This is a genomic window from Curtobacterium sp. 320, assembly GCF_031455235.1.
Classification (GTDB): Bacteria; Actinomycetota; Actinomycetes; order Actinomycetales; family Microbacteriaceae; genus Curtobacterium.
Map to the genome: position 1 here is coordinate 62,339 of NZ_JAVDSI010000001.1, position 23,398 is coordinate 85,736.

Consider the following 23,398-nt stretch of genomic DNA (forward strand, 5'->3'; position numbering starts at 1 on the left):
GCGTAGAGGTCCGCCGAACGCAGTGCGACGATGCGACCCGGCTTCGTCCCGATGGACCGTTACAACGATGGAAACGTTTGGCAACGGGTTGCCGCACGGTTGCCGTCACCGCCAGGGTCGCTCCAGGAATCCAACGGAGGGGGCCACCGAGTGACGAAGCTCGACGACCGTGCGACGAACCGCACGAGGACCGCTGCACAGCGCGACCCGGGAGCGGCACCACCACCCGACCCCGGGCTCCGTCGGCGCAGCACGTGGCAGCGGATCCGCCGTGACCGCGTCCTCCTGCTCATGGGCCTGCCCGGCGTCGCGCTCCTGCTCGGGTTCCACTACCTGCCGCTGCTCGGGAACCTCATCGCGTTCCAGGAGTACCTGCCCTTCGTGCCGCTCGGCCGCAGCCCCTGGGTCGGCGTCGAGAACTTCTCCGTCATCTTCGACGGCGACCCCGAGTTCCTCCGCGCCCTCGGCAACACGCTGCTCATCACGCTCGTGCAGGTCGTGTTCGTCTTCCCCGCGCCGATCATCCTCGCGCTCATGCTCAACTCGCTGCTCTCCGAGCGGATCAAGCAGGTCGTGCAGTCGGTGCTGTACCTGCCGCACTTCCTGTCGTGGGTGATCGTGGTCGCGGTGTTCCAGCAGATCCTCGGCGGCTCCGGACTCGTGAACAACGCCATCCGCGCGGCCGGCGGTGACGCGATCGACTTCCTCGGCAACCCGAACGGGTTCATCGCCCTGCTGACCAGCCAGGTGATCTGGAAGGACACCGGGTGGGCGACGATCCTGTTCCTCGCGGTCCTCAGCCAGATCGACGCGAGCCTGTACGAGGCCGCGAAGATGGACGGCGCGAGTCGCTGGCGGCAGCTCTGGCACGTCACGCTGCCCGGCATGCGCGGCATCATCATCCTGCTGCTCATCCTCCGGCTCGGCGACTCCCTGACCGTCGGGTTCGAGCAGATCCTCCTGCAGCAGCAGGCCGTCGGCCGGGCCGCGAGCGAGGTCCTCGACACCTACGTCTACAACAACGGCGTGCTCGGCGGGCAGTGGGGCGTCGCCGCAGCGGTCGGGCTCGTGAAGGGCGTCGTCGGCGTCCTGCTCGTCCTCGGCGCCAACAAGCTCGCGCACGTCTTCGGCGAAGCGGGCGTCTACCAGAAGGAGGCGAAGTGACCGCCACGCACACCGTGACCGTCCCCCGGACGAAGAAGCGCCGCCGCGGTGGCCCGGACGCGCCCCCGCTGCCCGGACGGCTGCTCACCGGGTTCGTCCTGCTCGTGATCTGCCTCGTCGTCATCCTGCCGTTCGTCGGCATCGTGTCGACCAGCCTCGCGCCCGTCGCCCAGGTGAACGACGCCGGCGGGTTCGTGCTGTGGCCGCAGGGACTCGACCTCGGCGCGTACCAGAGCATCTTCGCCGGCGGCGTCGTCACCCGCGCGATGCTCGTCAGCATCGGGATCACCGTCGTCGGGACGCTCATCAGCCTGTTCGTCAGCGCGATGCTCGCCTACGCCCTGAGCCGTCCGGGGTCGTACGGCTCCGGGTTCGTCCTGAGCCTCGTGCTGGTCAGCCTGCTGTTCGCGCCCGGGCTCATCCCGAACTACCTCGTCGTGAAGGAGTTCGGGCTGCTCGACTCGTACTGGGCCCTGATCCTGCCGACGGCCCTGAGCGCGTTCAACGTCATCGTGATGCGGTCGTTCTTCATGGCGATCCCGAAGGAGCTCATCGAGTCCGCCCGCATCGACGGTGCCGGCGACTTCCAGGTCTTCTGGCGGATCGTGCTCCCGCTGTCCAAGGCCGTCCTCGCCGTGATCGGCCTGTTCTACGCGGTCGGCTACTGGAACGCCTTCTTCAACGCGCTGCTCTACATCAACGACACCGCGAAGTGGCCGCTCCAGCTCGTGCTGCGCACCTACGTCATCAACAACGCGCAGCTCGGCGGCGCCGACCTCGGCACGTCCTCCGACGCGCTGCCCCCGCAGGCCTCGATCCAGATGGCGATCCTCGTCGTCTCGATCGTGCCGATCCTCATCGTCTACCCGTTCCTGCAGCGGCACTTCGCCAAGGGTGTCCTGACCGGCGCGGTGAAGGGCTGACCATGACCACCTCCATCAGCCGCCGCGCGCTCGTCGCGGGCGGACTCGGGATCGCCGCCACGACCCTCCTGGCCAGCTGCTCGACCGTGACCCGGTCCACCGACGTCCGGGCCATCAACAAGGCCGTCCAGCTGCCGGACTACGTCCCGTGGACCGGCGGCCCCGAGCCCGTCCTGCCGAAGACGAGCCCGCTCATGCCGAGCGCCTTCCGGAAGATCCCGGCGACGCTCGTGCCGACCAGGGGCAAGCCCGGTGACGGTTCGACCGTGCACGGCAGCGTGCCCACCAACTCGCCCGTCCCGCCGTCGAAGGGGAGCAACCCGTACTGGCAGGGCCTCGACGAGCGGATGGGGATCGACCTCGACCTGACGATCACCCCGAACGCGGACTTCGGCAACAAGTTCGCCACCCAGGTCGCGGGCGACACCCTCGGCGACGTCTTCACGATCAACCAGGCGTTCTCGTACCTGCCGCAGTTCCTCGAGGCGAAGGCCGCCGACCTCAGCCCGTACCTCTCCGGCAGCGGCGTCCGCGACTACCCGTACCTGGCGAACCTGCCGACCGCGTCGTGGCGCGGGACGGTGTTCTCGGGCGGCATCTACGGCGTCCCCGTGCCCCGGGGGCCGCTGACCTCGCAGGCGCTGCACCGCCGCCAGGACCGCTTCGAGCGGCTCGGCGTCGACCCGTCGTTCTCGAGCGTCGACGAGTTCGTGCAGCTCTGCCGGCAGGTCTCCGACCCGCACGCGAACCGCTGGGCCCTGGCCTCGGTGCCGACGAGCATCCTCGCGCCGATGCTCGGCCTGCCGAACCAGTGGCAGGATCAGGGCGGGCGGCTCACCCACATGTACGAGCTCGAGGAGTACGTGGAGCTCCTCGACGTGTCGCGCCGGCTCATCGCCGAGGACCTCGTCCACCCCGACAGCGTCACGGCCTACAACGGCAAGGTCTGGTTCGTGCAGGGCTCCGCGCTGATGCTGTCCGACACGTACAGCGCGATCCCGGGACTCCTGCAGCAGGCCACGCCCGGCTCCGGGTTCGAGCTGACGATCGCACCGTTCGTCGGACCGTCCGGAGGCGCTGCGAAGCCCTGGTTGGGCGATCCGAACAACACGATCACGTCCGTGGCCGCCGGCTCCGAGTCCCGGGTGCGGATGCTCCTCGAGGTCTTGAACTGGTGCGCCTCGCCGTTCGGCACCGAGGCCTGGACCTACCGCAAGTTCGGCATCGAGGGGCGCGACTTCGAGTACCGCGACGGCGCCCCGGTCCTGACGAAGACCGGCAACAGCGAGACCGCGCTCGGCGAGTTCCCGCTGCAGTACTTCACCGAGTGCCCGCTGCCGCTCTACTACGCGGGCAACCCGACCATGACCGACACCGTGTACGAATCGCTGGCATCCTGGCTCGACCGCGGCCTGCCGAACCCCGTCTACGGCCTGTACTCGCCGACCAACTCGACGAAGGGACCGGCGGTCGGCACGTTCGCGACGAACGCGATCAACGACGTGCTGCTCGGGCGGGCGAAGGTCTCGTCGTGGCGGGCGACCGTGCGCGACTGGCGCCGCCGGGGCGGCGACGCGATCCGCCGCGAGTACGAGCAGGCGCTGGAGGCGCGCGCCGCCTGACGCGGCTGCTGACGGACGGGAGGCGCGGGTCGGCCCCGCCCCGCGCCTCCCGTCCCCCAGACCGGCGCGCCCACCCCGACCGGACTCCGCGCCGGACCACCGACGTCCGCATCCGCCTCCGGTCGTGACCGTTCCGTTCCGCGGAACCCGGGGATCACGAACCGGAACGGTCACAGGTCGCGCGGATTGCCCGAACCCGGCGCGCTCCGTGCCCTACGCTCAGCCCTGTGGGGAAGCGCGGCATCTACGTCGAGACGGTCATCGACGCCGACGTCGACCGGGTGTGGGCGGCGACGCAGGACCCCGAGCAGCACGTCCGGTGGGACGTCCGCTTCTCCGAGATCGTCCCCGAGCCGGCGGACGCCGACGGTGCCGCCCGCTTCACGTACGTCCGGCGCTCCCCGGTGCACGACGTGCACGGCACCGGCGTGAGCATCGGCGAGCGACGTCGTGCGGACGGCACCCGCACGTCGGCACTGCGGTTCGCGACCGACGACCGGTTGTCGCCGATCCGGGCCGGCCGCGGCTACTGGCGGTACGTCCCGACCGACGACGGGCGCACCCGGTTCGTCACCGGCTACGACTACGACTCCGGCTGGGGTCCGCTCGACCTGGTGGTCCGGCCGCTCCTCGGCTGGGCGACCGCGTGGAGCTTCGACCGGCTCCGGATCTGGCTGGAAGGCGGGGCCGAGCCGGGGGCCTGGCCGCTCACCTCGGTGCTGCAGCCGTGGCGGCGGGACCGGCCCCGCGCCTCCAGGACCCGCCGCGCGCCCGTCGGTGGCACCCGGCGAGGCGACCAGCTGGACGACGCGCCCGCCACCCTGGCAGCGCTGCCCGACCCGGGAGGCGACCGATGAGCTCGGTGTTCGAGGAGGCGCTCGGCGCCGACTTCCAGCGGCTGCACCCGCAGATGCGCCGCAGGTTCGGCGTCGGTCTCGACGCCGCCGCGGCGTGCACCGGCCGCGGCGTCATGACGTCGATCCGCCGGGGACCGTGGTGGACCGTGCCGTTCCTGCAGATCGGGCGACTGCGGAACATCCTCGTCCCGGACGTCGGGACGGACGTGCCGTTCACGATCGAGAACTACCCCTACCGTGACCGGTACGGCCGCGAGACGGTGACGTTCGTCCGGACCTACACGACGAAGCCCGGGCGAACCGCTCGGTTCGACGCCACGATGGTGCTCGTCGACGGCCGGGTGCTCGACTACCTCGGTTCCCACCAGCACCTCGCGGTGGACCTCGACCCGACCGTCGACGACCGCGGTGGCCTCGTCCTGACCTCGGACGCGCAGCGGTTCTACGAGGGGCCGATCGCGTTCCGTTTCCCGATGCTGTTCAGCGGTCGCGCGACCCTGCACGAGTGGTGGTCGGACGACGACCAGGCGTTCCACGTCGACCTCGAGGTGCACAACCGCGTCTTCGGGTTCCTGTTCGGCTACCGCGGGACGTTCACCTGCGAGTGGACGCCGGCGACCGACGCTCCCGAGCGGTTGAAGCCGCGGCGGACCGAACTCCGGACCTGACCGGCGACACACGGAGGAACCATGACGGACACGCCCTTCCAACCGGCCCTCGCGACCTTCTTCCGCGGGCTCGCCGCGCACAACGAGAAGTCCTGGTTCGAGGAGCACCGCCACGACTGGGAGCAGCACGTCCAGGAGCCGATGGAGGCACTGCTGCACGAGGCCGAGCAGCGGTACGGGCCCGGTCGGATCCTGCGCCAGAACCGTGATCTCCGCTTCACCCCCGACAAGCGGCCGTACCGCGAGGACACCGGGCTGACCGCAGGTGGCGTCTACCTGAGCGCCGGCGCCGACGGGATCCAGGCCGGCGGAGGCCTCTACACGCCGTCCCGCGCACAGCTGCAGGCGGCGCGCGCGGCGATCGACGAACACCCGCAGGCGGCGGCAGCGCTGCAGCGGGAGCTGGACGACCTCACGGCGGACGGCTTCGAGCTGGCCGGCCCGCCGCTCAAGACGGCCCCGCGCGGGTACCCGGCGGACCACCCCCGCATCGGACTCCTGCGCATGCAGCACTACGCCGCGCTGGTGCACCTGCCGCTCACGAGCTCGCTCGCGGAGATCGTGGACGTCTGGAACCGCGTGCAGCCCCTCGTACGGTGGACCGTGAAGTGGGCCCGTGCCGACGACGCGGACGCGTCGGACGACCCGGCACCGCCCGTGCCGGGCGCGCGGTCGATCGACGAGCGCGCCTGACCCGTCGGTCAGCGGCGGAGCCACCCCGCCTCGGCGAGCACCGTCTGGAGCTCGTCGACGAACCGCGACCCGTGGAAGCCGTCCGTGACCGCGTGGTTCACCTGGAGCGCGAGCGGCATCAGCGTGCGCCCCTCGACGAACCGGTACCGGCCGATGGTGAAGATCGGCAGCAGGTGGTCCCAGCCGTCCCGCACGTGCAGGGCGAACCCGGTGAAGGACGCCCCGGGCAGGGTCGAGATGTCGAACACGTTCCGCGGGCGGTCCTCCTGCGGGAACATCCGGTGGTCGTCCCGGTAGCGCTCCATCGTGGCGACCGCGGCCTCGTGGAAGCGCGCCGGATCGTCGTCGTACGGCACGGTCAGCACCGAGAACGTCTCGGTGTCGGGGTGGAACACGGTGAACATCGGGTGCACCACGTCCCAGACGGCGGGCGACCCGTCGTCGAGCAGCTGCATCCGGAACTCGGCGTGCCGGTTCACCACCGACGCGATCGCCCAGATCTGCGACGCGTACGTGCGGCGGTCCGTGGCGCGCACCGTCTCGGCGAAGTCCGTGACGTCGAGCTCGACGGTCATCTCCCACGTGCAGGGCACCCGGTCGCGGTAGTGCTCGAAGTGTTCGCGTCGGGGCCAGCGGTCGAGGTCGACGGGGCGGAGCTCGGTCATGGGACCAGCTTCGTCGTGAGCGCCTGGTCGAGTGCCGAACGGTCCCCGTCGATCGTCACGGCGACCGTGTCGAGCGGGCGTCGGCCCCAGAGGACGAGCAGCAGGTCCTCCGCCCGCCCCGTCACCCGGACAGCCGGCCCGGCACCCGCCGTCCCGACGAGCTCCGCCTCGCCGTCGGCGTCCGGGAACCGGAACACGACGGTCTCCGACAACGCATCGACGCGGCCGAGGCGTACCTGGCGCGGGTACAGGTCGCCGACCACCTCGCGCACGCCGTCGGCCGCGGTGTCGGCCTGGAGGCGCGGCTCGGCCCCGACCGCCTGCCACGCGTCCCACAGGTGGATCGTCGTCTCGTGCAGCTGCCGTCGTGCCCACGTGCCGGCGGTGTCGGGTGGGTAGATCGCGCTGCACGCGGCGTCCGCGGGGCGCGCGCGGAGCACGGCCACGAGGCGGTCCGCGCCGGCACGGAACCTGTCGGCGAGGTCGGCGGGCTCCGGCGCTTCAGGGTCGTCGGGGTCGCCCGGGTCGTCCGGCTCGGTTCCGGTGAGCTGATCGAGGGCCCAGCGGTGGATGTCGGTCAGGTGCCCGGCGAGGTCCGCCAGCGTCCACCCCGGGCAGGACGGCACCACGGCACTGTGGTCACCGGACCGGAGCACCGCCTCGAACCCGTCGATCGCCTCCTCGAGCAGATCGATGCGGGCCCGATGGCTGGACCTGTCGGCGACGCCGGCGACGTCGACGCCGCTCGAGCGCAGGGCAGCCCGGAGTCCGTCGACCCCGGTGAAGTGGTGGACCCGCATGCCGAGTTCGACGGCCCCGGCCAGCTTCCGCTCCGAGTCGTCCGTGAAGAACACCTCGGGTCCGTCCAACCCGAGCGCGTCGAGCACGTGCCGGAAGGCCCGGACATCGGGCTTCGCGAACCCGATCTCGTGCGAGCTGAACACGGCGTCGACCCGGTCCTGCAGGCCGAACGAGGCCACCTCGGCCGGGATGCCGTCCGTGCCGTTCGTGAGCACCGCCGTCGTGCACCCGGCGGCGCGGAGCTCGTCCGCGAGGGCCAGCACGTCGGCGTCGGGGGTGAACGGGTGTCGGCCCCAGGCCTCGGCGGCGGCCTGGTCGCCGATGCGCTCACCGATGGCCCGGACCCACTCGGCTCGGGTGATCCGACCGGTCGTCACCTCGTCGATCAGGGGTGCGGCGAACGCCACCGCCTCGATCGTTCCCGGGGACAGGTCGTGCGCGCGTTCGATGGTCTCGACGTGCTCCGGCTGGAAGTGTCGGATGACGCCGTCCAGGTCGAACAGGACCGCGCGGATGCCCGTCACGAGCCGTCAGTCGTTCGGACGGATGAGGCAGAACGGGTGCCCGGCCGGGTCGAGGTACACGCGGAACGTGTCCGTCCCCGAGCCCGTCGCCGTCGCCCCGATGGCCAGGACCGCGGTCTCGCCGACGTCCAGGTCGTCGACCTTCACGTCGAGGTGGCTCTGCTGCGGGACGTCCTGGCCGGGCCACTCGGGGGCGCGGTACTCCGCCACCTGCTGGAAGGCGAGGATCGGCCGGTGGTCCGTGAAGGGCAGGGCCACCTCGGCCCACTCCTCGTCGTAGCCGACGATCTCGCCGCCGAGCAGTTCGGCGTAGAAGCGGGCGAGTGCCCGGGGCTCCGCGCAGTCGAGGACGATGACGTCGAGTGTGCCGATCACAGGAGTGCTCCCGTCGTGAGGATGGTGGAGGTGAACAGGACCCAGTCGTTGATGATGTGTGCGCCCGTGCTGACGGCGATGTTCTTCGTGCGGATGTACGCGAGCGTCAGGACGAGTCGTGCGACACCGATGACCAGGAGCGCCTGGGCGAAGTTCCAGTCGTAGGTCGGGAGGTGCGCCGCGCCGAACCAGACGGCGGTGACGAGCCAGGCCACCAGGACCGCCCGGTTGCGGGACATCCCGCCGCGGAAGCAGAACGACATCACGGCCAGGAACGGCAGGATCGAGAAGAGCTCCTCGCCGAACAGCTGGATCGCCGTGCCGAGGTAGAACGTCGTGATCTCCGCAGCGCCGTGGACGCCGTCCGTCGCGCCGTTCGCGTTCGCGCCGAAGACGTACTTGACGAGGATGCCCATCGCGAAGCTCACGACGATGTTCGCGATCGCGAACAGCACCATCGTGAGGACGTCCCGCCCCGTGGTCCGCTGGAAGATCCGCGACCAGTGCCGCCGGGTGAAGACGATGAACACCGCGAGGGGGATCGCGGCGAAGAGGAACCGGGGGACCAGCGACTGGACGTTGTCCGCCGCGGGGGTGAAGCTCAGGACGAGGAACCCGACGGCACACGCGGCGATCACCGCCACCCACTGCAGGATCGACAACGGCAGCGGATCACCGTCGTAGTACGGGAAGTCCCGCCCGTCCCTGCGCTCGATCGCCCTGCCGTAGCGGGCTTGCACCCGTTCCGGCCCTGCCGTCGTCCCCACCATGTCCCGAGGCTAGCGGGATCAGCGGGCGGCGGCCAGCGCCTTCGTGATGCGCTGCAGCGAGACCGTCTCGGCGGTGCCGAGCTCCTGCGCGAACAGACTGAGCCGGAACTCCTCGAGCATCCAGCGGGTGTGCACGAGTTCGGGGTGCGCTCCGACGGACGGCGGGAAGGTGCCGCCCGCGTCGATGTACCGGTCGGTCGCGACGGTGACCTCGCGCATCCACGTGGCGTCCCGCCCGGGGTTCTGCAGGAGCTTCTGCACGCGGGCGTCGACGCCCTGCAGGTACACCCGGATGCGCCGGAGACGATCGAGCCCGGCGACCGAGACGAACCCCGGGAACACAAGCCGCTCCATCTGTTGCCGCATGTCCGTGAGCGCCGGCAGGAGCGACATCGAGTTCGCCTGCTTGAGCGACCGTTCCGCGGCCCGGTGCGCGGCGAGGACCGCGGCCGCCTCGGACACGGCGGTGAACATCGTGTCGACGACGGTCGCGGACACGGTGTCGCGCACGGACTCGAAGTCGGTCTTCGTGAACACCAGCCCGTCGGGGTGCGCCCGGCGGATCCCGGCGTCCACGACCGCCGCGAGGACGTCGTCGAAGAGCGCCGCGGTGGAGGGGTACGGGCTGGCGGCGAGCGCGAGCTTCTCCTGCGCGGTCAGGTGGGACTGGATGTAGGAGACCGGCGAGGGCACCGCGTGCATGACCAGCCGCCGGACACCCGCGGGCATCCGCACGGCCCGGTCGGACGGCGTCGCGAGCAGCTGGACGCCGACCGTCGCCTTCGGGCCGTCGCCCTCCTCCACGAGGGACGGGTACGCGCGGATCACGCCTCCCGCCTGCTTCGTGTCGAGCACCTGCGGCAGGTCGTCGGACGGCCAGGTGGTGAGTCCTGACTGCTCCACGGCGCCACCGGAGGTAGCGGACGCGACGCGAGCCGCGCCTCCTGGACGCCCTGCGGCGCGCGTCGTCGCCGAGGCGACGCTCTGCTGTGTCCGGTCCTTGAGCTTCGTCTGCAGGGCCGAGAGGTCCTTGCCGGCCTCGACCCGACGGCCGCGTTCGTCGACGACCGCCCACGTCGGCAAGAGGTGGGCCGGTACCCGCGAGAGGTCGAAGTCCGACTCCGACACCGGCACGTACGTCATGCGCTGGATCGCCTTGGCGAGGGTGGCGCGGAACGACTCGGTCGGCTCGGTCGGGGCGTCGTCGGGGAGCTCGGCGACGATCTTCTCGGCCCAGTCGGCAGCGGGGACGACGTTCTTCCGGATCTGCTTCGGCAGGGACTTGATGAGCGCCGTGACGAGCTCCTTGCGGAGGCCGCGCACCTGCCAGTCGAAGCCCTCTTCGCGCATGCGGGGGAGCAGCGCGAGCGGCACCTGCACGCTCACGCCGTCGTCCTGCGCGCCGGGTTCGAAACGGTACTTGATCGCGAGGCGCTGGTCGCCGCTCCGCCACTGGGTCGGGTACTCCTGCTGGTCCTGTGCGGCCTCGGCCGCGTCTTCGTCCAGCAGGTCCGACCGGCGCATCGTGAGCAGGTCCGGCTGCTCGCGCCTCGTCTGCCGCCACCAGCCCTCGAAGTCGCGCGTGGTCGCGATGTCGGCCGGGATGCGGGCGTCGTAGAACTCGAAGACCCGCTCGTCGTCGAAGAGGATGTCGCGGCGACGCGTGCGCTCCTCGAGCTGTTCGAGTTCGCGCCGCAGCTTGCGGTTGTCGCGGTCGAACGCCTGCTGCGCGTCCCACTCGCCCTCGACGAGCGCGTGCCGGATGAAGAGCTCACGCGAGTGCTCCGGGTCGACGCGCTTGTACTGCACACGGCGGCGCTGGACGATCGGGACGCCGAACAGGGTGACCCGTTCGTAGGCGACGGCCGCCCCCTGCTTCTTCTCCCAGTGGGGCTCACCGTACGTGCGCTTCAGGAGGTCCCCGGCGAGCGGCTCGACCCACGCCGGGTCGATCCGACCGACCGTCCGGGCGAAGAGCCGACTCGTCTCGACGAGTTCGGCGGCCATCACCGCGTCCGGCTGCTTCTTGGCGAGGACACTGCCGGGGAACACCACGAACCGGGTGTTCCGTGAGCCGAGGTAGTCGCGCTTCTCACGGTCGCGCAGACCGATCTGGCTGAGGAGTCCGGCCAGCAGGGAACGGTGCACCGCGTCGCCGTCGTCGGAGCGAGCCTGCCCGATGCGGATGTCGACCTGCTTCGCCGCGCGGGAGAGCTGCCGGTACAGGTCCTGCCACTCGCGGATGCGGAGGTAGTTCAGGAACTCGGCCTTGCACAGGCGGCGGAACGCACTGGACGAGAGCTCCTCCTGCTTGTCCTCGATGTGGTTCCAGAGGTTGAGCAGGGTGAGGAAGTCGCTCGTCGGATCGGCGAACCGGGCGTGCAGCTGATCGGCGTGCGCGCGCTTCTCGAGGGGGCGCTCGCGCGGGTCCTGGATGCTCAGGGCGCTGACCACGGCGATGACCTCGCGACCTACGCCCTGCCGACCGGCCTCGAGCACCATGCGTCCGAGCCGGGGGTCGATGGGCAACCGGGTGAGCTGCCTGCCGGTCTTCGTGATCGTGCCCGCGGCGTCGACGGCTCGGAGCTCGCGGAGCAGGTCGAGACCGTCCTTCACACCCCGGGAGTCCGGCGGCTGCAGGAACGGGAAGGCCTCGATGTCGCCGAACCCCAGCGAGATCATCTGCAGGATCACGGCCGCGAGGTTCGTCCGCAGGATCTCGGGGTCGGTGAACTCCGGACGGCGTTCGAAGTCGTCCTCGGAGTACAGCCGGATCGCGATGCCGGCGCTCGTGCGGCCAGCGCGACCGGAGCGCTGGTTCGCGCTCGCCTGCGAGATCGCCTCGATCGGCAGTCGCTGCACCTTGGCCCGCGGCGAGTACCGGGAGATGCGGGCGGTCCCGACGTCGATCACGTACTTGATCCCGGGGACCGTCAGGGAGGTCTCGGCGACGTTCGTGGCGAGCACCACGCGGCGCCGGACGCCCGGGCTGTGCCGGCGCTCGAAGACCCGGTGCTGGTCGGCGGCGGACAGGCGACCGTAGAGCGGGAGGACCTCGGTGCCGGCGTAGCGCTTGCCCTCGATGGCGTCCTGCGCGTCGCGGATCTCGTTCTCGCCGGAGAGGAACACCAGGACGTCGCCCGGGCCCTCGCGCTCGAGTTCGTCGAGCGCGTCGGTGATGCCCTGCATCGTGTCGCGGTCGTCGGCCGTGCGGCCGCCGTGGTCGTCCGTCCGCGGATCGTCCTCGTCGCCTTCGTCGTCGCGGTCGGCGTCGTCGGCGTCCTCCGCGACGAGCGGGCGGTACCGGATCTCGACCGGGTAGGTGCGGCCGGACACCTCGATGATCGGTGCGCCGCCGAAGTGCTGCGAGAACGACTCGGGGTCGATCGTCGCACTCGTGATGATGAGCTTGAGGTCCGGCCGACGGGGGAGCAGCCGCTTGAGGTAGCCGAGCAGGAAGTCGATGGTGAGGGACCGCTCGTGCGCCTCGTCGATGATGATCGTGTCGTACCGCTTGAGGTCGCGGTCGAAGTGGATCTCGTTGAGCAGGATGCCGTCGGTCATCAGCTTGACCCGGGTGTCGGAGGACACCTTGTCGGTGAAGCGGACCTGGTACCCGACGAGGCCGCCGAGCTCGCCCCCGAGTTCCTCGGACACGCGCTCGGCGATGGTCCGGGCAGCGATCCGTCGGGGCTGGGTGTGCCCGATGTGCTCACGTCCGAGCTCGAGGCAGATCTTCGGCAGCTGGGTGGTCTTGCCCGAACCTGTGGCACCGGCGACGATCACGACCTGGTTGTCGCGGATGGCGGCAGCGATGTCGTCCCGCCGCTGCGACACCGGCAGTTCGGGCGGGTACGTGATGACGGGCAGCGTGGTCGACATGAGCATTCCAGGATACCCGTCAGGCATCCGGGGCGCTGAGCTGTGCCGTCAGCTCGCCGACCGATCGCGCGGGCAGGGCGCACACGCGGTCGTGGCAGACGTACCCGGCGGGCTCGAGCCCGTCGCGGGACTCGAAGAGCGTGAAGCCCGCGGTGGACCAGTCGGTCGCCTGCGCCGGGGTCACCGTGGCGACGACGGTCCCCCGACGCCGAGCGCCGCGGGCCGCCGCACGGATCGGGTCATCCGGGTCCGACGCGACCACGACGACCTCGCGCGAGGGACGCTGCAGCGCGAGCGCGACCCCGAGGGCATCGGCGTGCCCGAGCGGCCGTTCCGTCCCGGTGACGGCCCGGTCGGTCACGAGCGACACCGCCGCCGCCCGGTACGACTCGTCGCCGGTCAGTGCGGCGAGCGTCGTGGCGGCCGCGGCGAGTGCGACCGTGCCGGAGCGCATGGCGGTCTGCGGCTGCTCGCCCGTGGCGGTGCCGGCTGCCGCGAGCACCGGATCGGCGTCGAACCGCCCGGCCAGGCCGTCGTCGACCAGCGTGCGCGCGACGTCGGCGTAGGGGAGCTCCCCGGTGACGAGGGCGAGTTCGAGGAGCCCTTCGGCGAGGAGTCCCACGTCCTCGATGGTGGACGCCGCCGTCGACGCGCCGCGCGGAGTACTCGACCGCACCGACACGTGTCCGTCCGTGAGGTGCCCGGCGACGATCGCGTCGGCCGCACCCCGTGCGAGCGCGATCATCTCGGCGTCCCCGTGGCGGGCCCCGGCGATGGCGAGCCCCCGGATCGCCAGGCCGTTCCACCCGGTGAGCACCTGGTCGTCGAGCGGCGGGGGATCGAGCCGCCCGCGCTCGTCGAGCGGGAGTCGGTACCACTCGCCCTCGACCCGCCGGCCGTCGATGGTGGACTCGCTGTCCTGCGCCGCGACGAACGCGCCGTCCGCACGCCGGAGCGTGTCCCGCAGGAAGTCGGCGATCCCCCGAGCCTGCTCCGCCCCGGCCACCGCGAGCAGTCCCGCGTTGTCGTAGAGCATCCGCTCATAGTGCGGCACCGACCAGTCGCGCTTGGTCGCGTACCGGAAGACCCCGCCGTCGGCGTCGGTCAGCTCGCTCGCGCGGATCGCGTGCAGGGAACGTTCGAGCAGTGCGGACGCCCGAGCGTCGCCGTCGGCGGCGACGTCCGACAGGAACTCGAGCAGCGGCGCGCTCGGGAACTTGGGGGCACCGCCGAAACCGCCGTGCGTGGTGTCCTCGGCTTGTGCCAGTTGGTCGACGACGGCTCGGACGTCGTCGACGCTCGGGAGGCGCGGCTCGTCCCCGCCACCGTCCGCGCCACCGCGGGCGGTCCGGTCCGCCTCGGCACCCTGCCGGATCGCCGCCGCGATCGCACTCGCGTTCGCGTCCACCTCGTGCCGGCGCTCGGTCCACGCGTCGAGCACCGCCGCCAGGATCTGCCGGAACGCCGGCACCTGCCCGACGGGCGACGGCGGGAAGTACGTCCCCGCGAAGAACACGTGCCCGTCCGGTGTGAGGAACGTCGTCAGGGGCCAGCCGAGCTGCTGCGTGAAGGCACTCGCCGAGGCCATCAGGCTGGCGTCCACGTCCGGCCGTTCTTCACGGTCGACCTTCACCGCGACGAAGTCCTGGCGGAGCAGTTCGCCGATGCCCGTGTCGGAGAAGCTCTCGCGTGCCATGACGTGGCACCAGTGGCACGTGGCGTAGCCGACCGACACGAGCACGGGGACGTCGCGTTCGCGGGCCTCGGCGAAGGCTTCCGGACCCCACTCACGCCAGTCCACCGGGTTGTCGGCGTGCTGGCGGAGGTACGGGCTGACGGCGGAGCCGAGGCGGTTGTCGGTCATGCGTCCAGCCTGCCTCGACCGTCCTGGGTGCGCTGCCCTCAGTCGCGATCTGTGGACGGATCCGCGGTGTCCACAGGCAGCCGCAGACCGACCCAGCCCACGAGCGACGCGAGCTGCGCGGCCACGTCGACCGGTGACCGGGAGTCGGTGTCCACCCGGGTGACGTCGCCTCGGACAGCCGAGTCGAGCCTCCTGGCCGTCCGCGTGCTGTGCGCCAGCTGCGCCTCGGGGAGGTGCCCACCGGAACGACGGCGCAGCCGGTCCGCGGTCGTCGTGTCGCCGGCGCGGAGCAGCACGGCGGTCACGACGGGATCGTCGCCCATCGCCTCGGCCAACGCATCCTGCTCCAGCACCGACACGGTGTTCGTGTACACGAGCCGGTGGTGGCCGAGTTCGCGGTACCGGGCCCACATCGCGGCGAGGTTCCGTTCGGCGACGCGGGCCTCCGGGTGTTCGACGTGCGGCGCGGGGTGGGCGAGGTCGAGGAAGTCGCCCTCGATGACGGCGTGCCGGACGTCGGCGGCGACGAGCAGGTCGTGCAGTGCCTCTGCCGCGGTCGACTTGCCCACGCCGGACCTGCCCCCGATGAAGAGGACCTCGGAGCGGGGCACGGCGTCAGTCCCGGCTGAGCGACAGGAGGGCGAGGGCGGCGTCCTCGGGGCCGTAGTCGAACAGCCGGTCCCAGAACGGGTCGTCGGCCCACGGGACGTCGCTGCCGACCGGGACCGCGTGCGCCGTCTCGACGAGCCAGTCGAGCTCCGGCCGGACCGCGGTCGCGAACACGGGCGGCTCCCACCCGAGGGAGCGTGCGGCGGTGGTGTCGAGGACGAACGGCGTCGGCGTGGTCCACGGGGTGGTGCCCACGAACGCGGGGGCGTCGGCGTCGAGCAGGACCTCGTCGAACGGGTGGTCGAGGTGGCCCGCGATGGTCCGGACGATCTCGAGCACGCTCGGCGCGGTGTCGTCGGCGACGTTGAGGATGCGGCGGTCCGGTGCGTCGGCGACGAGACGGACGAGGGAACCGATGCCGCTCGCCGCCGTGGTGTGGTCGACGCTGCGGCCGTGGTCGGCGAGGAGGACGCGTTCCCGACCGTCCAGCGCCCGCCGGACGACGAACCACTCGCGAGGCCGACCGATGCCGACGCCGTAGACCTTCGAGGGCCGGACCACGGTGACCGGGGCGCCGTGGTCGAGCAGCACCTGTTCGGCGGCGACCTTGGCGGCGCCGTAGCCGTCGCGACCGGTGGGGTCGCCGTCGCCCGCAGCGACTGTCGGCTGCAGCTCGGTCACGGCGCCGCCGAACACGGGCTTGTCCAGCGAGTTCGCGTGCCGACCCTGCTCATCGGTGTACACGGCCTTCGACGACACGAACACGGTCGAGCCGACGTCCTCGAGGAAGGGCAGGAGCTGCCGGGCGTCGTCGCGGGTGACGCCGACCGTGTCCACCAGCAGGTCGGCGCCGGGGCGGAGGAGGTCGCGGAGGACGGCGGTGTCGCGGCGGTCGCCCGGGGTGAACGTCGCTCCCGCCGCAGTGAGTTCGTCGGCGACGGGGCCACCGCGGCGGGCGACCACGTCCACCTGCCAGTCGTCGCCGCCGCGTCCGGAGGCGTCGAGGAGCGCACGCGCGACGGCCGAACCGATCCCGCCGGTACCGCCGAGGACGACCGCGCGTCTGGTGCTCACGGGTCAACGGTAGTCGGCGCGGGCGCGGTGCCACCCGAGACGGCCGCCGGCGTCGGCCCCCGGGGTCGTCGGGCTAGGAGGCCAGTGCCTCGGGCTCGCGCCGCCACCAGTCGAGCAGGGACCCGTCGTAGACCCGGACCTTCTCGTGGCCGAGCACCGTCAGCGCGAGGGCGTCGACGCACGCGGCACTGCCGACACCGCAGTACGTGACGATCTCATCGGCGTCGAGCACGGACGCGAAGGCCTGCTCGAGGGCGGGACGGCGCAGGTACGCGTTCGTCGTGGGGTCCACGAGCGTGTCCACGGTGATCGGGGTGCTGCCGGGGACGATCGGCGGGTGTTCGGCGCCGAGGGCGGACTCGGGCGCGGCGAACACCAGCGACGCGGGCTGCTCGCCCGAGACGGCACGGAGGACTCGTTCGTGGTCGGCCCAGAGCGGACGCTCCTCGCCCGCGAGGAAGGTCGTGGTCGCCGTCGCGTCGCCCACGTGCGACGCCGGGGTCGACGCTGGCTTCGGCGCCGATCGGAGCGCGCCGACGCGCACCGGGCGACCCTCGTCCCGCCACTTCGTGAAGCCCCCGTCGAGCACAGCGACGGAGTCGAAGCCGAACGAGCGGAAGATCCACCAGAGCCGCGCCGACCACTCGCCGACGCTGTCGTCGTAGACCACGACCGTCGAGGTGTTCGTCACGCCGAGGTCGCCGGCCGCGGACTCGAACCGCTCCGCGCCGGGTCGGGTGAACGGGACGTCGGCGTCGGGCGTGGAGAACGCCTCGACGAGGTCGGCGTACCGGGCGCCCGGGACGTGTCCGCGCTGCTCGTAGAAGTCCCGCGCCGTCTGCCATGTCGTCTCGAGACCGGTCCCCGCGCTGTGCACGGACGCGTCGAGCACGACGAGCTCGTCAGCACCGAGGTGGTCTGCGAGCCACTGCGTCGACACGAGCGGCGAGGTCAGGACGGGGGCCATGCCGGACACAGTAATCGGCACCCCTGACGTGTGCGAGGGAAACCGACACACGGCGCAACCGGGCCGCGTCCTGCGGCGGATCGTCAGACCGGACGGAGCGGTTCCGGCGTGCCGGCGGGGACCTCGACGCGGATGCGGTCTCCGGGGCGGACGACCCCGCCGGTGACGACGACGGCCATCACGCCGCCCTTGCGCTCGACCGAGCCGTCCTCGGCACGACCGAGCACGGCGCGGAGGAGCCCGGGCTCGAAGTCGTTGATCTGCTGGCAGGGGTTCCGCAGGCCGGTCACGCGGACGCAGGCGTCGTCGCCGAGGTGCAGGAGCGTGTCGGTCGGCAACCCGAGCAGGTCGACGCCGCGGGTGGTCACGTTCTCGCCCATCTGGCCCGGGGCGACCTCGTACCCGGCCTCGGCGACCTCGTCGAAGAGTTCGGTGTGCAGCAGGTGGACCTGCCGCAGGTTCGGCTGCGAGGGGTCCCGCGCGACCCGGGACCGGTGCTGGACGGTGGTGCCGGCGTGTGCGTCGCCCTCGATGCCCCAGCCGGCGACGAGCACGACCTCGTCCACGACCGGCTTGCTGAACCGGTGATCGGTGTCGCGGCTGACGGAGACGACGGCGGCGTGGTCTTCCTGGTGTTCGGTCACCCCTCGATCCTGGCGCGGATCGGGTCGGGGCGCGAGGGGGTCCCGCGCGGCGTGTCGGGAGTGTCGACGCAGAACGACAGACCCGTTGTCGTACGACCTCGATCATGTCGCTCCCGTCCGACCGCGAATGCTCGCGAGCGCAACGAGCGACAACGCCGATGTCGTGCGACGTCGACCATGTCGTTCGGCGTCGGCGTCGGCGCCACCGCCCCGCATCGCCCGCCCCGCACCCGCGCCCGGAGACGACGAACGGCCCGCCCCGGGGAACCGGGACGGGCCGAACGGCCCGCCCCGGGGAACCGGGACGGGCCGTTCGTGTCGAGCGGGGTGGGTCAGTGCGCCGCGGTCGGGATGCTACCCGTCGTCGCCGCGCTGGCGTGCTCGAGCTTCGCGAGTCGCACCGACTGCCGGTTGATGAGGAGCCCACCGGCCAGGGCGACCAGGACGAGCACGCCCGCCGAGATGCCGAACGCCACGTGGTACCCGTCGAGCACGGCCTGCGCCTGCTGGAGCTTCGTCGGCGCCGCGGAGAGCCCGGAGAGGCTGTTCGCCACGACGTCGGCGAAGATCGTCGACAGGAGCGCGGTGCCGATCGAGCCGCCGATCTGCTGCATCGTGTTCACCGTCGCCGAGGCCACGCCCGCGTCGGCACGGGCGACCCCGGTCGTCGCGGTGTTCATCGCGGACGAGAAGATCGTGCCCATGCCGAGGCCGATCACGATGAGCGCCGGCAGGACGGTGCCCGCGTAGGAGCTGTCGAGATCCGTGCGGAGGAGCAGCAGCAGACCGATCGACGCGACGAGACCACCGGCGAAGATGAGCACCTTCGGCCCGACGCGGGGGAGCAGGCGACCACCGATCTGCGTCGCCGAGATCATGATCGAGAGCGGCATCGGCAGGAACGCCAGACCCGTGTGCAGCGAGCTGAACCCGAGGGTCTGCTCGAGGTAGTAGGTCAGGAACAGGAAGATGCCGAACATGCCGATCGCCACCAGGCCGATCGCGATGAACGAGCCACCGCGGTCACGGTCGAGCACGACCCGGAGCGGCAGCAGCGGGTGCGCGACACGGGTCTCGATGAACACGAACGCCGCGATGAGCACCACGCCGGCCGCGAGCATGACGATCGTGAGCGGGGAGTCCCAGCCGTTCGTCTCGGCGTTCGAGAAGCCGTAGACGACGCCGACGAGGCCAGCCGTGATCGTGAGGACGCCGGCGACGTCGATGCGCGGACGCTCGACCTTCGGCGGCTTCGCCATGAAGACCAGGGCGCCGATCACGCCGAGGACGGCGAACACGACGTTCACGTAGAGGCACCAGCGCCACGACGCGTACTCGGTGAGAACGCCACCGAGGAGGAGGCCGATCGCGGCACCGGAGCCGGCGATCGACCCGAAGATGCCGAACGCACGGCCGCGTTCCTTCGGGTCGCGGAAGGTCGTCGTCAGCATGCCCAGCGCGGAGGGGGCGAGCAGCGCGCCGAACACGCCCTGCAGTGCACGAGCGGCGACGAGCAGGCCGAACGAGTCCGCCAGGCCGCCGAGCACGGACGCCACGGCGAAGCCGACGAGCCCGATGATGAAGGTGTTCTTCCGGCCGAAGAGGTCGCCGAGCCGCCCGCCGAGGAGCAGCAGCGAACCGAACGCGAGCGAGTACGCCGTGACGATCCACTGGCGCTGGTCGGTGCCGAAGTCGAGGTCGGCCTGGGCCGAGGGCAGTGCGATGTTGACGATCGTCGCGTCGAGCACGACCATCAGCTGCGCGAGGGCGATGACCGCCAGGGCGATCCAACGGTGGTTGCTCTTGTCGGGCGTGGAGCCGGAAGTCGTGGGTGCTGTCCCGGTGGGGGTCGGCACGGTCTGTTCTGCCGTCACGGCAGCCTCCTTCGAGAAGGTGGAGGGATGGTGGAGCACGCGCCGTCGGGCGCTCCGGGAGAGGGAGGATGAAGCGGATGCGATGCATCCGCTTGTGACCAGTGTAGACCGAAACGGAAGGTCCGCATCCGCTTATTCCCAGAAAGTTCAACTAGCGTCGAGGCCGTGAGCACCACCGACCTCGAGCGCCCCCTCCGCGCCGACGCAGCACGCAACCGCGAGCTGATCCTGCAGACGGCACGCAAGTGCTTCGCGGAACGCGGGTTGTCGGTCACGCTGAACGACATCGCGCACGAGGCCGGGGTCGGCGTCGGCACGGTCTACCGCCGCTTCGCCGACAAGGACTCCCTGATCGAGGCGCTGCTCGCCACCAAGTTCGAGGCGATGAACGACGCCGCGGCACGTGCAGCGGACGAGTCCGATCCGCGCGAGTCCCTGCGGGTGTACCTGATGGGCGTGTTCGAGTTCCGGGCACGCGACCGGGCCCTCGCCGACGCCATCGTGCGTGCCGGCAAGTCGCGTCCGTCGATCGTGCAGGAACGCGATCGACTCGAGACCCAGGTCTCCGAGATCATCCGCCGTGCGCGGGACGCCGGCGTCGTGCGGGTCGGGTTCGACTACCGCGACCTGCCGATGCTCACCTCGATGGTCGGCGCCGTCGCGGACACCACCCGCGCGCACGACCCGAACGCGTGGCGCCGCTACGCCGAGGTCCTCATCGAGGGCGTGCTCCCGGGCGAACGGGAAGCGCCCATGCTCGGCGAGCCGCTCGACCGCGAATCGATCGAGCGAGCACTGCACGCGCAGTCCTGACGGCGCACGCGCGCAGTCCTGACGGCGCACACGCGCAGTCCTGACACCGCGCACGCGCTACAACCAGCTCGGCACCCAGTAGTGCGACCGCACGAAGTCCCACGGCATCTGCATGCCGGTCCACATCGGGAACCAGTACGCCGACGCGAGCACGACGACCCCGAGGTACACGCCGACCCAGGCGACCGCTCGGGTCCGGCGTGGCCGGGGATCGTCCCGTGACCCGAGCACCAACCCGATCGCCGCGGCGAGCGCCATCACCATGAAGGGCTCGAACGAGACCGTGTAGAACTGGAACACCGTTCGGTTCACGTAGAGCAGCCACGGCAGGTACCCCGCCGCGACGCCCATGAGGACGAAGGCGTACTCCCACCGGCGGCGCAGTATCCAGAGCACCAGCAGCGCCACGGTCGCGATGACCGCCGCGTACCAGATGAACGGGTTCGCGATGCCGGTGATGGCCTCCCCGCAGCGGGTCGCCGTGCAGCCGTCCTGACCGGCGTTCGTGCCGACGTAGTACATCGACGTGGGTCGCTGCATGAGCAGCCAGAGCAGTGGGTTCGCCTGGTACGAGTGCGGGGTGTGCAGGCCGATGTTGAAGCCGTAGATCTCGGACTGGTAGTGCCACCAGTTCTGCAGGCTGTCCGGCACCCACGACAGCGCGCCGGTCCAGCGCTGCCCGCCCGTGGCGATCCAGTCGCGGTCCCAGCCGTCCTTCGACACGAACCACCCGGTCCACGACGCGACGTAGGTGACCGCGGCGATCGGCACCGTGAGCAGGAACGACGCCGGTCCCTGCTGCAGCCAGGCGCTCGAGGACCAGAACTCGATGCCGGCCCGCTTCCGCAGCATCATGTCGGTCAGCACGGAGTACACCGCGAAGAACGCGAGGAAGTACATGCCGGACCACTTCGTCGCGGTCGCGAGTCCGAGCGCCACCCCCATCGCGATCAGCCACGGACGCCACCAGAGCACCGGCCCCCAGAGCGTGTCGCGGCCGGCTGCCGTGCGTCGGGCGACCCAGGCGTCGAGCCGCCGGGACGTCCAGCGACGGTCGAGCAGCAGCGCGCCGAAGCCGAGCACCACGAAGAACGTCAGGATCCCGTCGAGCAGGCTCACACGGGACAGCACGATCGCCTGCCCGTCGATCGCGAGCAGGAAGCCGGCGAGGGTGCCGACCAGCGTCGAGCGGAAGAGCGACCGGGCGATGACCGCCGTGAGGAACACGGTCGCGATGCCGAGCACCGCCACGGCGAACCGCCAGCCGAACGAGTTGTCCGCGCCGAACAGGAGCATCCCGAGGCCGATGAGGTACTTGCCGAGCGGCGGGTGCGCGATGAACTCCGCAGCGCTGGTGAACAGCGAGGTCTCACCGGACGCGAACCGCTGGTCCGTCGTCGGCTGGGAGCTGTCGGCGGGGTTGCCCGGCCAGGTGCCCTCGTACCCGAGGTGCACGATCGACCAGCCGTCCTTGACGTAGTACGTCTCGTCGAACACGAGCGAGTGCGGGTGTCCGAGGGCGACGAGCCGCAGCACCGCGGCCAGCAGCGTGACGGCCAGGGGCCCGGCCCAGCGCCAGACGGCGACGCGCCTGGCGGTGGAGAGCGTGCGCCCCCACCAGTCGTCGAGACGGGAGCCGACCGGCCCGTCGGGGACGGCGGTGCGGTCGTCGGTCAGCTCGCTGGTCATCGGAGAGCATCCTACGGATCGGCGCCATGTCCCCGCAGCCGCGCACAGGCGACCACAATGGTCCCGTGATCGTGCTCGCAGCAACGCCCATCGGCAACCTCGGAGACGCCTCCCGGAGGTTGGTCGAGACCCTCTCGAACGCGAGTGTGGTCGCCGCCGAGGACACCCGCACCGCGATCCACCTCATGCGGGCGCTCGGCATCGAGAACCGCCCGCGCCTCATCGCACTGCACGAGCACAACGAACGGGCGAAGGCGGCCGAGGTCGTCGAGCTCGCGCGGGACGAGGACGTCGTCGTCCTCACCGACGCCGGCATGCCCGCGATCAGCGACCCGGGCTTCCCCCTCGTCGAGGCCGCTGCAGCCGCCGGGGTCACGGTGACCGCGCTGCCGGGCCCCTCGGCGGTGCTCATGGCGCTCGCCGTGTCGGGGCTGCCGACCGACCGCTTCAGCTTCGAGGGATTCCCGACGCGGAAGGGCGGGGAACGTCGGCGGCTCTTCGCGTCGCTCGCCGGGGAGCAGCGGACGATGGTGTTCTTCGAGTCGCCGCACCGGTTGGGCGACACGCTCGCGGACATGGCCGCGGGCTTCGGGGACGACCGGCGCGCGGTCGTCTGCCGCGAGCTGACGAAGCTGCACGAGGAGGTCCGGCGCGGGTCCCTCGCGGAGCTCGCGGCGTGGGCAGCCGACGGGGTGCGCGGTGAGATCTGCGTGGTCGTGGAGGGGTCGACCGGTGCGCTCGACGACACGACGATCGAGGACGGCGTCCGGCTCGTGCTGGAGCGGGTGGCCGCCGGGTCGCGCATGAAGGAGGCGGCCGCGGCCGTCGCGGACGCGACGGGGCTGTCGAAGCGCGACCTCTACGAGGGCGCGCTGGCGGCGCGGTAGACGCGAGCGTCACCGGACTGGAGGCGCGGCTCC

Annotated in this window: 20 protein-coding genes; 8 read left to right on the forward strand and 12 right to left on the reverse strand. The window is 71.4% G+C overall.

The features are described from left to right. Positions 1-150: 150 nt before the first annotated feature. The 6 genes from J2X60_RS00320 to J2X60_RS00345 all read left to right on the forward strand — a co-directional run bounded on the left by J2X60_RS00320 (position 151) and on the right by J2X60_RS00345 (position 5,927). Complete coding sequence (locus tag J2X60_RS00320; protein WP_254790898.1) at positions 151-1,164, forward strand: sugar ABC transporter permease; 1,014 nt, start codon at positions 151-153, stop codon at positions 1,162-1,164. Next, positions 1,161-2,087, forward strand: a complete 927-nt coding sequence (locus J2X60_RS00325; RefSeq protein WP_309886085.1) for a carbohydrate ABC transporter permease — start codon at positions 1,161-1,163, stop codon at positions 2,085-2,087. The genes J2X60_RS00320 and J2X60_RS00325 overlap by 4 nt, the downstream gene beginning before the upstream one ends. 2 nt (positions 2,088-2,089) lie before the next feature. Continuing rightward, the gene (locus J2X60_RS00330; RefSeq protein ID WP_309886087.1) at positions 2,090-3,709 is read left to right on the forward strand and encodes a hypothetical protein; all 1,620 of its coding nucleotides are present in this window, start codon (positions 2,090-2,092) and stop codon (positions 3,707-3,709) included. 227 nt (positions 3,710-3,936) lie between these two features. Further along, positions 3,937-4,566, forward strand: a complete 630-nt coding sequence (locus tag J2X60_RS00335; protein WP_309886088.1) for an SRPBCC family protein — start codon at positions 3,937-3,939, stop codon at positions 4,564-4,566. After that, on the forward strand, positions 4,563-5,234 hold the full coding sequence (locus J2X60_RS00340; protein WP_309886089.1) for a DUF4166 domain-containing protein: 672 nt from the start codon (positions 4,563-4,565) through the stop codon (positions 5,232-5,234). Before J2X60_RS00335 ends, J2X60_RS00340 begins: the two co-directional genes overlap by 4 nt. A gap of 21 nt (positions 5,235-5,255) precedes the next feature. Then, positions 5,256-5,927 carry a DUF2461 domain-containing protein gene (locus J2X60_RS00345; protein ID WP_309886090.1) on the forward strand — a complete coding sequence of 224 codons (672 nt, stop codon included), beginning with the start codon at positions 5,256-5,258 and terminating at the stop codon, positions 5,925-5,927. Positions 5,928-5,935: 8 nt separating this feature from the next. Here the strand turns inward: J2X60_RS00345 and J2X60_RS00350 are convergent, their stop codons facing one another. The 11 genes from J2X60_RS00350 to J2X60_RS00400 all read right to left on the reverse strand — a co-directional run bounded on the left by J2X60_RS00350 (position 5,936) and on the right by J2X60_RS00400 (position 19,976). After that, entirely contained in the window at positions 5,936-6,592 is a 657-nt protein-coding gene (locus J2X60_RS00350) for a CatA-like O-acetyltransferase (RefSeq protein WP_071296078.1), read from the reverse strand. After that, complete coding sequence (locus J2X60_RS00355; RefSeq protein WP_309886091.1) at positions 6,589-7,917, reverse strand: HAD-IA family hydrolase; 1,329 nt, start codon at positions 7,915-7,917, stop codon at positions 6,589-6,591. Before J2X60_RS00355 ends, J2X60_RS00350 begins: the two co-directional genes overlap by 4 nt. Before the next feature lie 6 nt (positions 7,918-7,923). Then, complete coding sequence (locus tag J2X60_RS00360) at positions 7,924-8,292, reverse strand: VOC family protein (protein ID WP_309886093.1); 369 nt, start codon at positions 8,290-8,292, stop codon at positions 7,924-7,926. Then, the gene (locus tag J2X60_RS00365) at positions 8,289-9,062 is read right to left on the reverse strand and encodes a CPBP family intramembrane glutamic endopeptidase (protein WP_309886095.1); all 774 of its coding nucleotides are present in this window, start codon (positions 9,060-9,062) and stop codon (positions 8,289-8,291) included. The genes J2X60_RS00360 and J2X60_RS00365 overlap by 4 nt, the downstream gene beginning before the upstream one ends. Before the next feature lie 18 nt (positions 9,063-9,080). Further along, positions 9,081-12,944, reverse strand: coding sequence for an ATP-dependent RNA helicase HrpA (hrpA, locus tag J2X60_RS00370; protein WP_309886097.1), 3,864 nt, complete (start codon positions 12,942-12,944; stop codon positions 9,081-9,083). A gap of 19 nt (positions 12,945-12,963) precedes the next feature. Beyond that, positions 12,964-14,808, reverse strand: a complete 1,845-nt coding sequence (locus tag J2X60_RS00375; protein WP_309886099.1) for a DUF255 domain-containing protein — start codon at positions 14,806-14,808, stop codon at positions 12,964-12,966. 38 nt (positions 14,809-14,846) lie between these two features. Then, positions 14,847-15,419, reverse strand: a complete 573-nt coding sequence (locus tag J2X60_RS00380) for an ATPase (RefSeq protein ID WP_309886100.1) — start codon at positions 15,417-15,419, stop codon at positions 14,847-14,849. Between the two features lie 4 nt (positions 15,420-15,423). Further along, complete coding sequence (locus tag J2X60_RS00385; protein ID WP_309886103.1) at positions 15,424-16,491, reverse strand: NAD-dependent epimerase/dehydratase family protein; 1,068 nt, start codon at positions 16,489-16,491, stop codon at positions 15,424-15,426. Between the two features lie 73 nt (positions 16,492-16,564). After that, positions 16,565-17,458: a rhodanese-like domain-containing protein gene (locus tag J2X60_RS00390; protein ID WP_309886104.1), complete on the reverse strand. Its 894-nt coding sequence runs from the start codon at positions 17,456-17,458 to the stop codon at positions 16,565-16,567. Positions 17,459-17,541: 83 nt separating this feature from the next. Continuing rightward, complete coding sequence (locus tag J2X60_RS00395; protein WP_070418093.1) at positions 17,542-18,102, reverse strand: MOSC domain-containing protein; 561 nt, start codon at positions 18,100-18,102, stop codon at positions 17,542-17,544. Positions 18,103-18,434: 332 nt separating this feature from the next. Further along, entirely contained in the window at positions 18,435-19,976 is a 1,542-nt protein-coding gene (locus J2X60_RS00400) for an MFS transporter (RefSeq protein WP_309886106.1), read from the reverse strand. A gap of 165 nt (positions 19,977-20,141) precedes the next feature. On the opposite strand from J2X60_RS00400, the gene J2X60_RS00405 reads away from it, so the two are divergent. Continuing rightward, positions 20,142-20,789: a TetR/AcrR family transcriptional regulator gene (locus tag J2X60_RS00405; RefSeq protein ID WP_070418094.1), complete on the forward strand. Its 648-nt coding sequence runs from the start codon at positions 20,142-20,144 to the stop codon at positions 20,787-20,789. A gap of 57 nt (positions 20,790-20,846) precedes the next feature. On the opposite strand, the gene J2X60_RS00410 is transcribed toward J2X60_RS00405, so the two are convergent. Continuing rightward, positions 20,847-22,478, reverse strand: coding sequence for a phospholipid carrier-dependent glycosyltransferase (locus J2X60_RS00410; RefSeq protein WP_309776678.1), 1,632 nt, complete (start codon positions 22,476-22,478; stop codon positions 20,847-20,849). Positions 22,479-22,543: 65 nt separating this feature from the next. Between J2X60_RS00410 and rsmI the strand changes: the two genes are divergently transcribed. Then, a complete protein-coding gene (gene rsmI, locus J2X60_RS00415; protein ID WP_070418096.1) occupies positions 22,544-23,365 on the forward strand; it encodes a 16S rRNA (cytidine(1402)-2'-O)-methyltransferase in 822 nt (273 codons plus the stop codon). The last annotated feature ends 33 nt before the right edge of the window (positions 23,366-23,398 follow it).

Coding starts and splice junctions, on each gene's coding strand:
- J2X60_RS00330 (WP_309886087.1), top strand. CDS start 2,090: ATGACCACCTCCATCAGCCGCCGCGCGCTCGTCGCGGGCGGACTCGGG.
- J2X60_RS00340 (WP_309886089.1), top strand. CDS start 4,563: ATGAGCTCGGTGTTCGAGGAGGCGCTCGGCGCCGACTTCCAGCGGCTG.
- J2X60_RS00345 (WP_309886090.1), top strand. CDS start 5,256: ATGACGGACACGCCCTTCCAACCGGCCCTCGCGACCTTCTTCCGCGGG.
- J2X60_RS00350 (WP_071296078.1), bottom strand. CDS start 6,592: ATGACCGAGCTCCGCCCCGTCGACCTCGACCGCTGGCCCCGACGCGAA.
- J2X60_RS00365 (WP_309886095.1), bottom strand. CDS start 9,062: ATGGTGGGGACGACGGCAGGGCCGGAACGGGTGCAAGCCCGCTACGGC.
- hrpA (WP_309886097.1), bottom strand. CDS start 12,944: ATGTCGACCACGCTGCCCGTCATCACGTACCCGCCCGAACTGCCGGTG.
- J2X60_RS00375 (WP_309886099.1), bottom strand. CDS start 14,808: ATGACCGACAACCGCCTCGGCTCCGCCGTCAGCCCGTACCTCCGCCAG.
- J2X60_RS00390 (WP_309886104.1), bottom strand. CDS start 17,458: ATGGCCCCCGTCCTGACCTCGCCGCTCGTGTCGACGCAGTGGCTCGCA.
- J2X60_RS00410 (WP_309776678.1), bottom strand. CDS start 22,478: ATGACCAGCGAGCTGACCGACGACCGCACCGCCGTCCCCGACGGGCCG.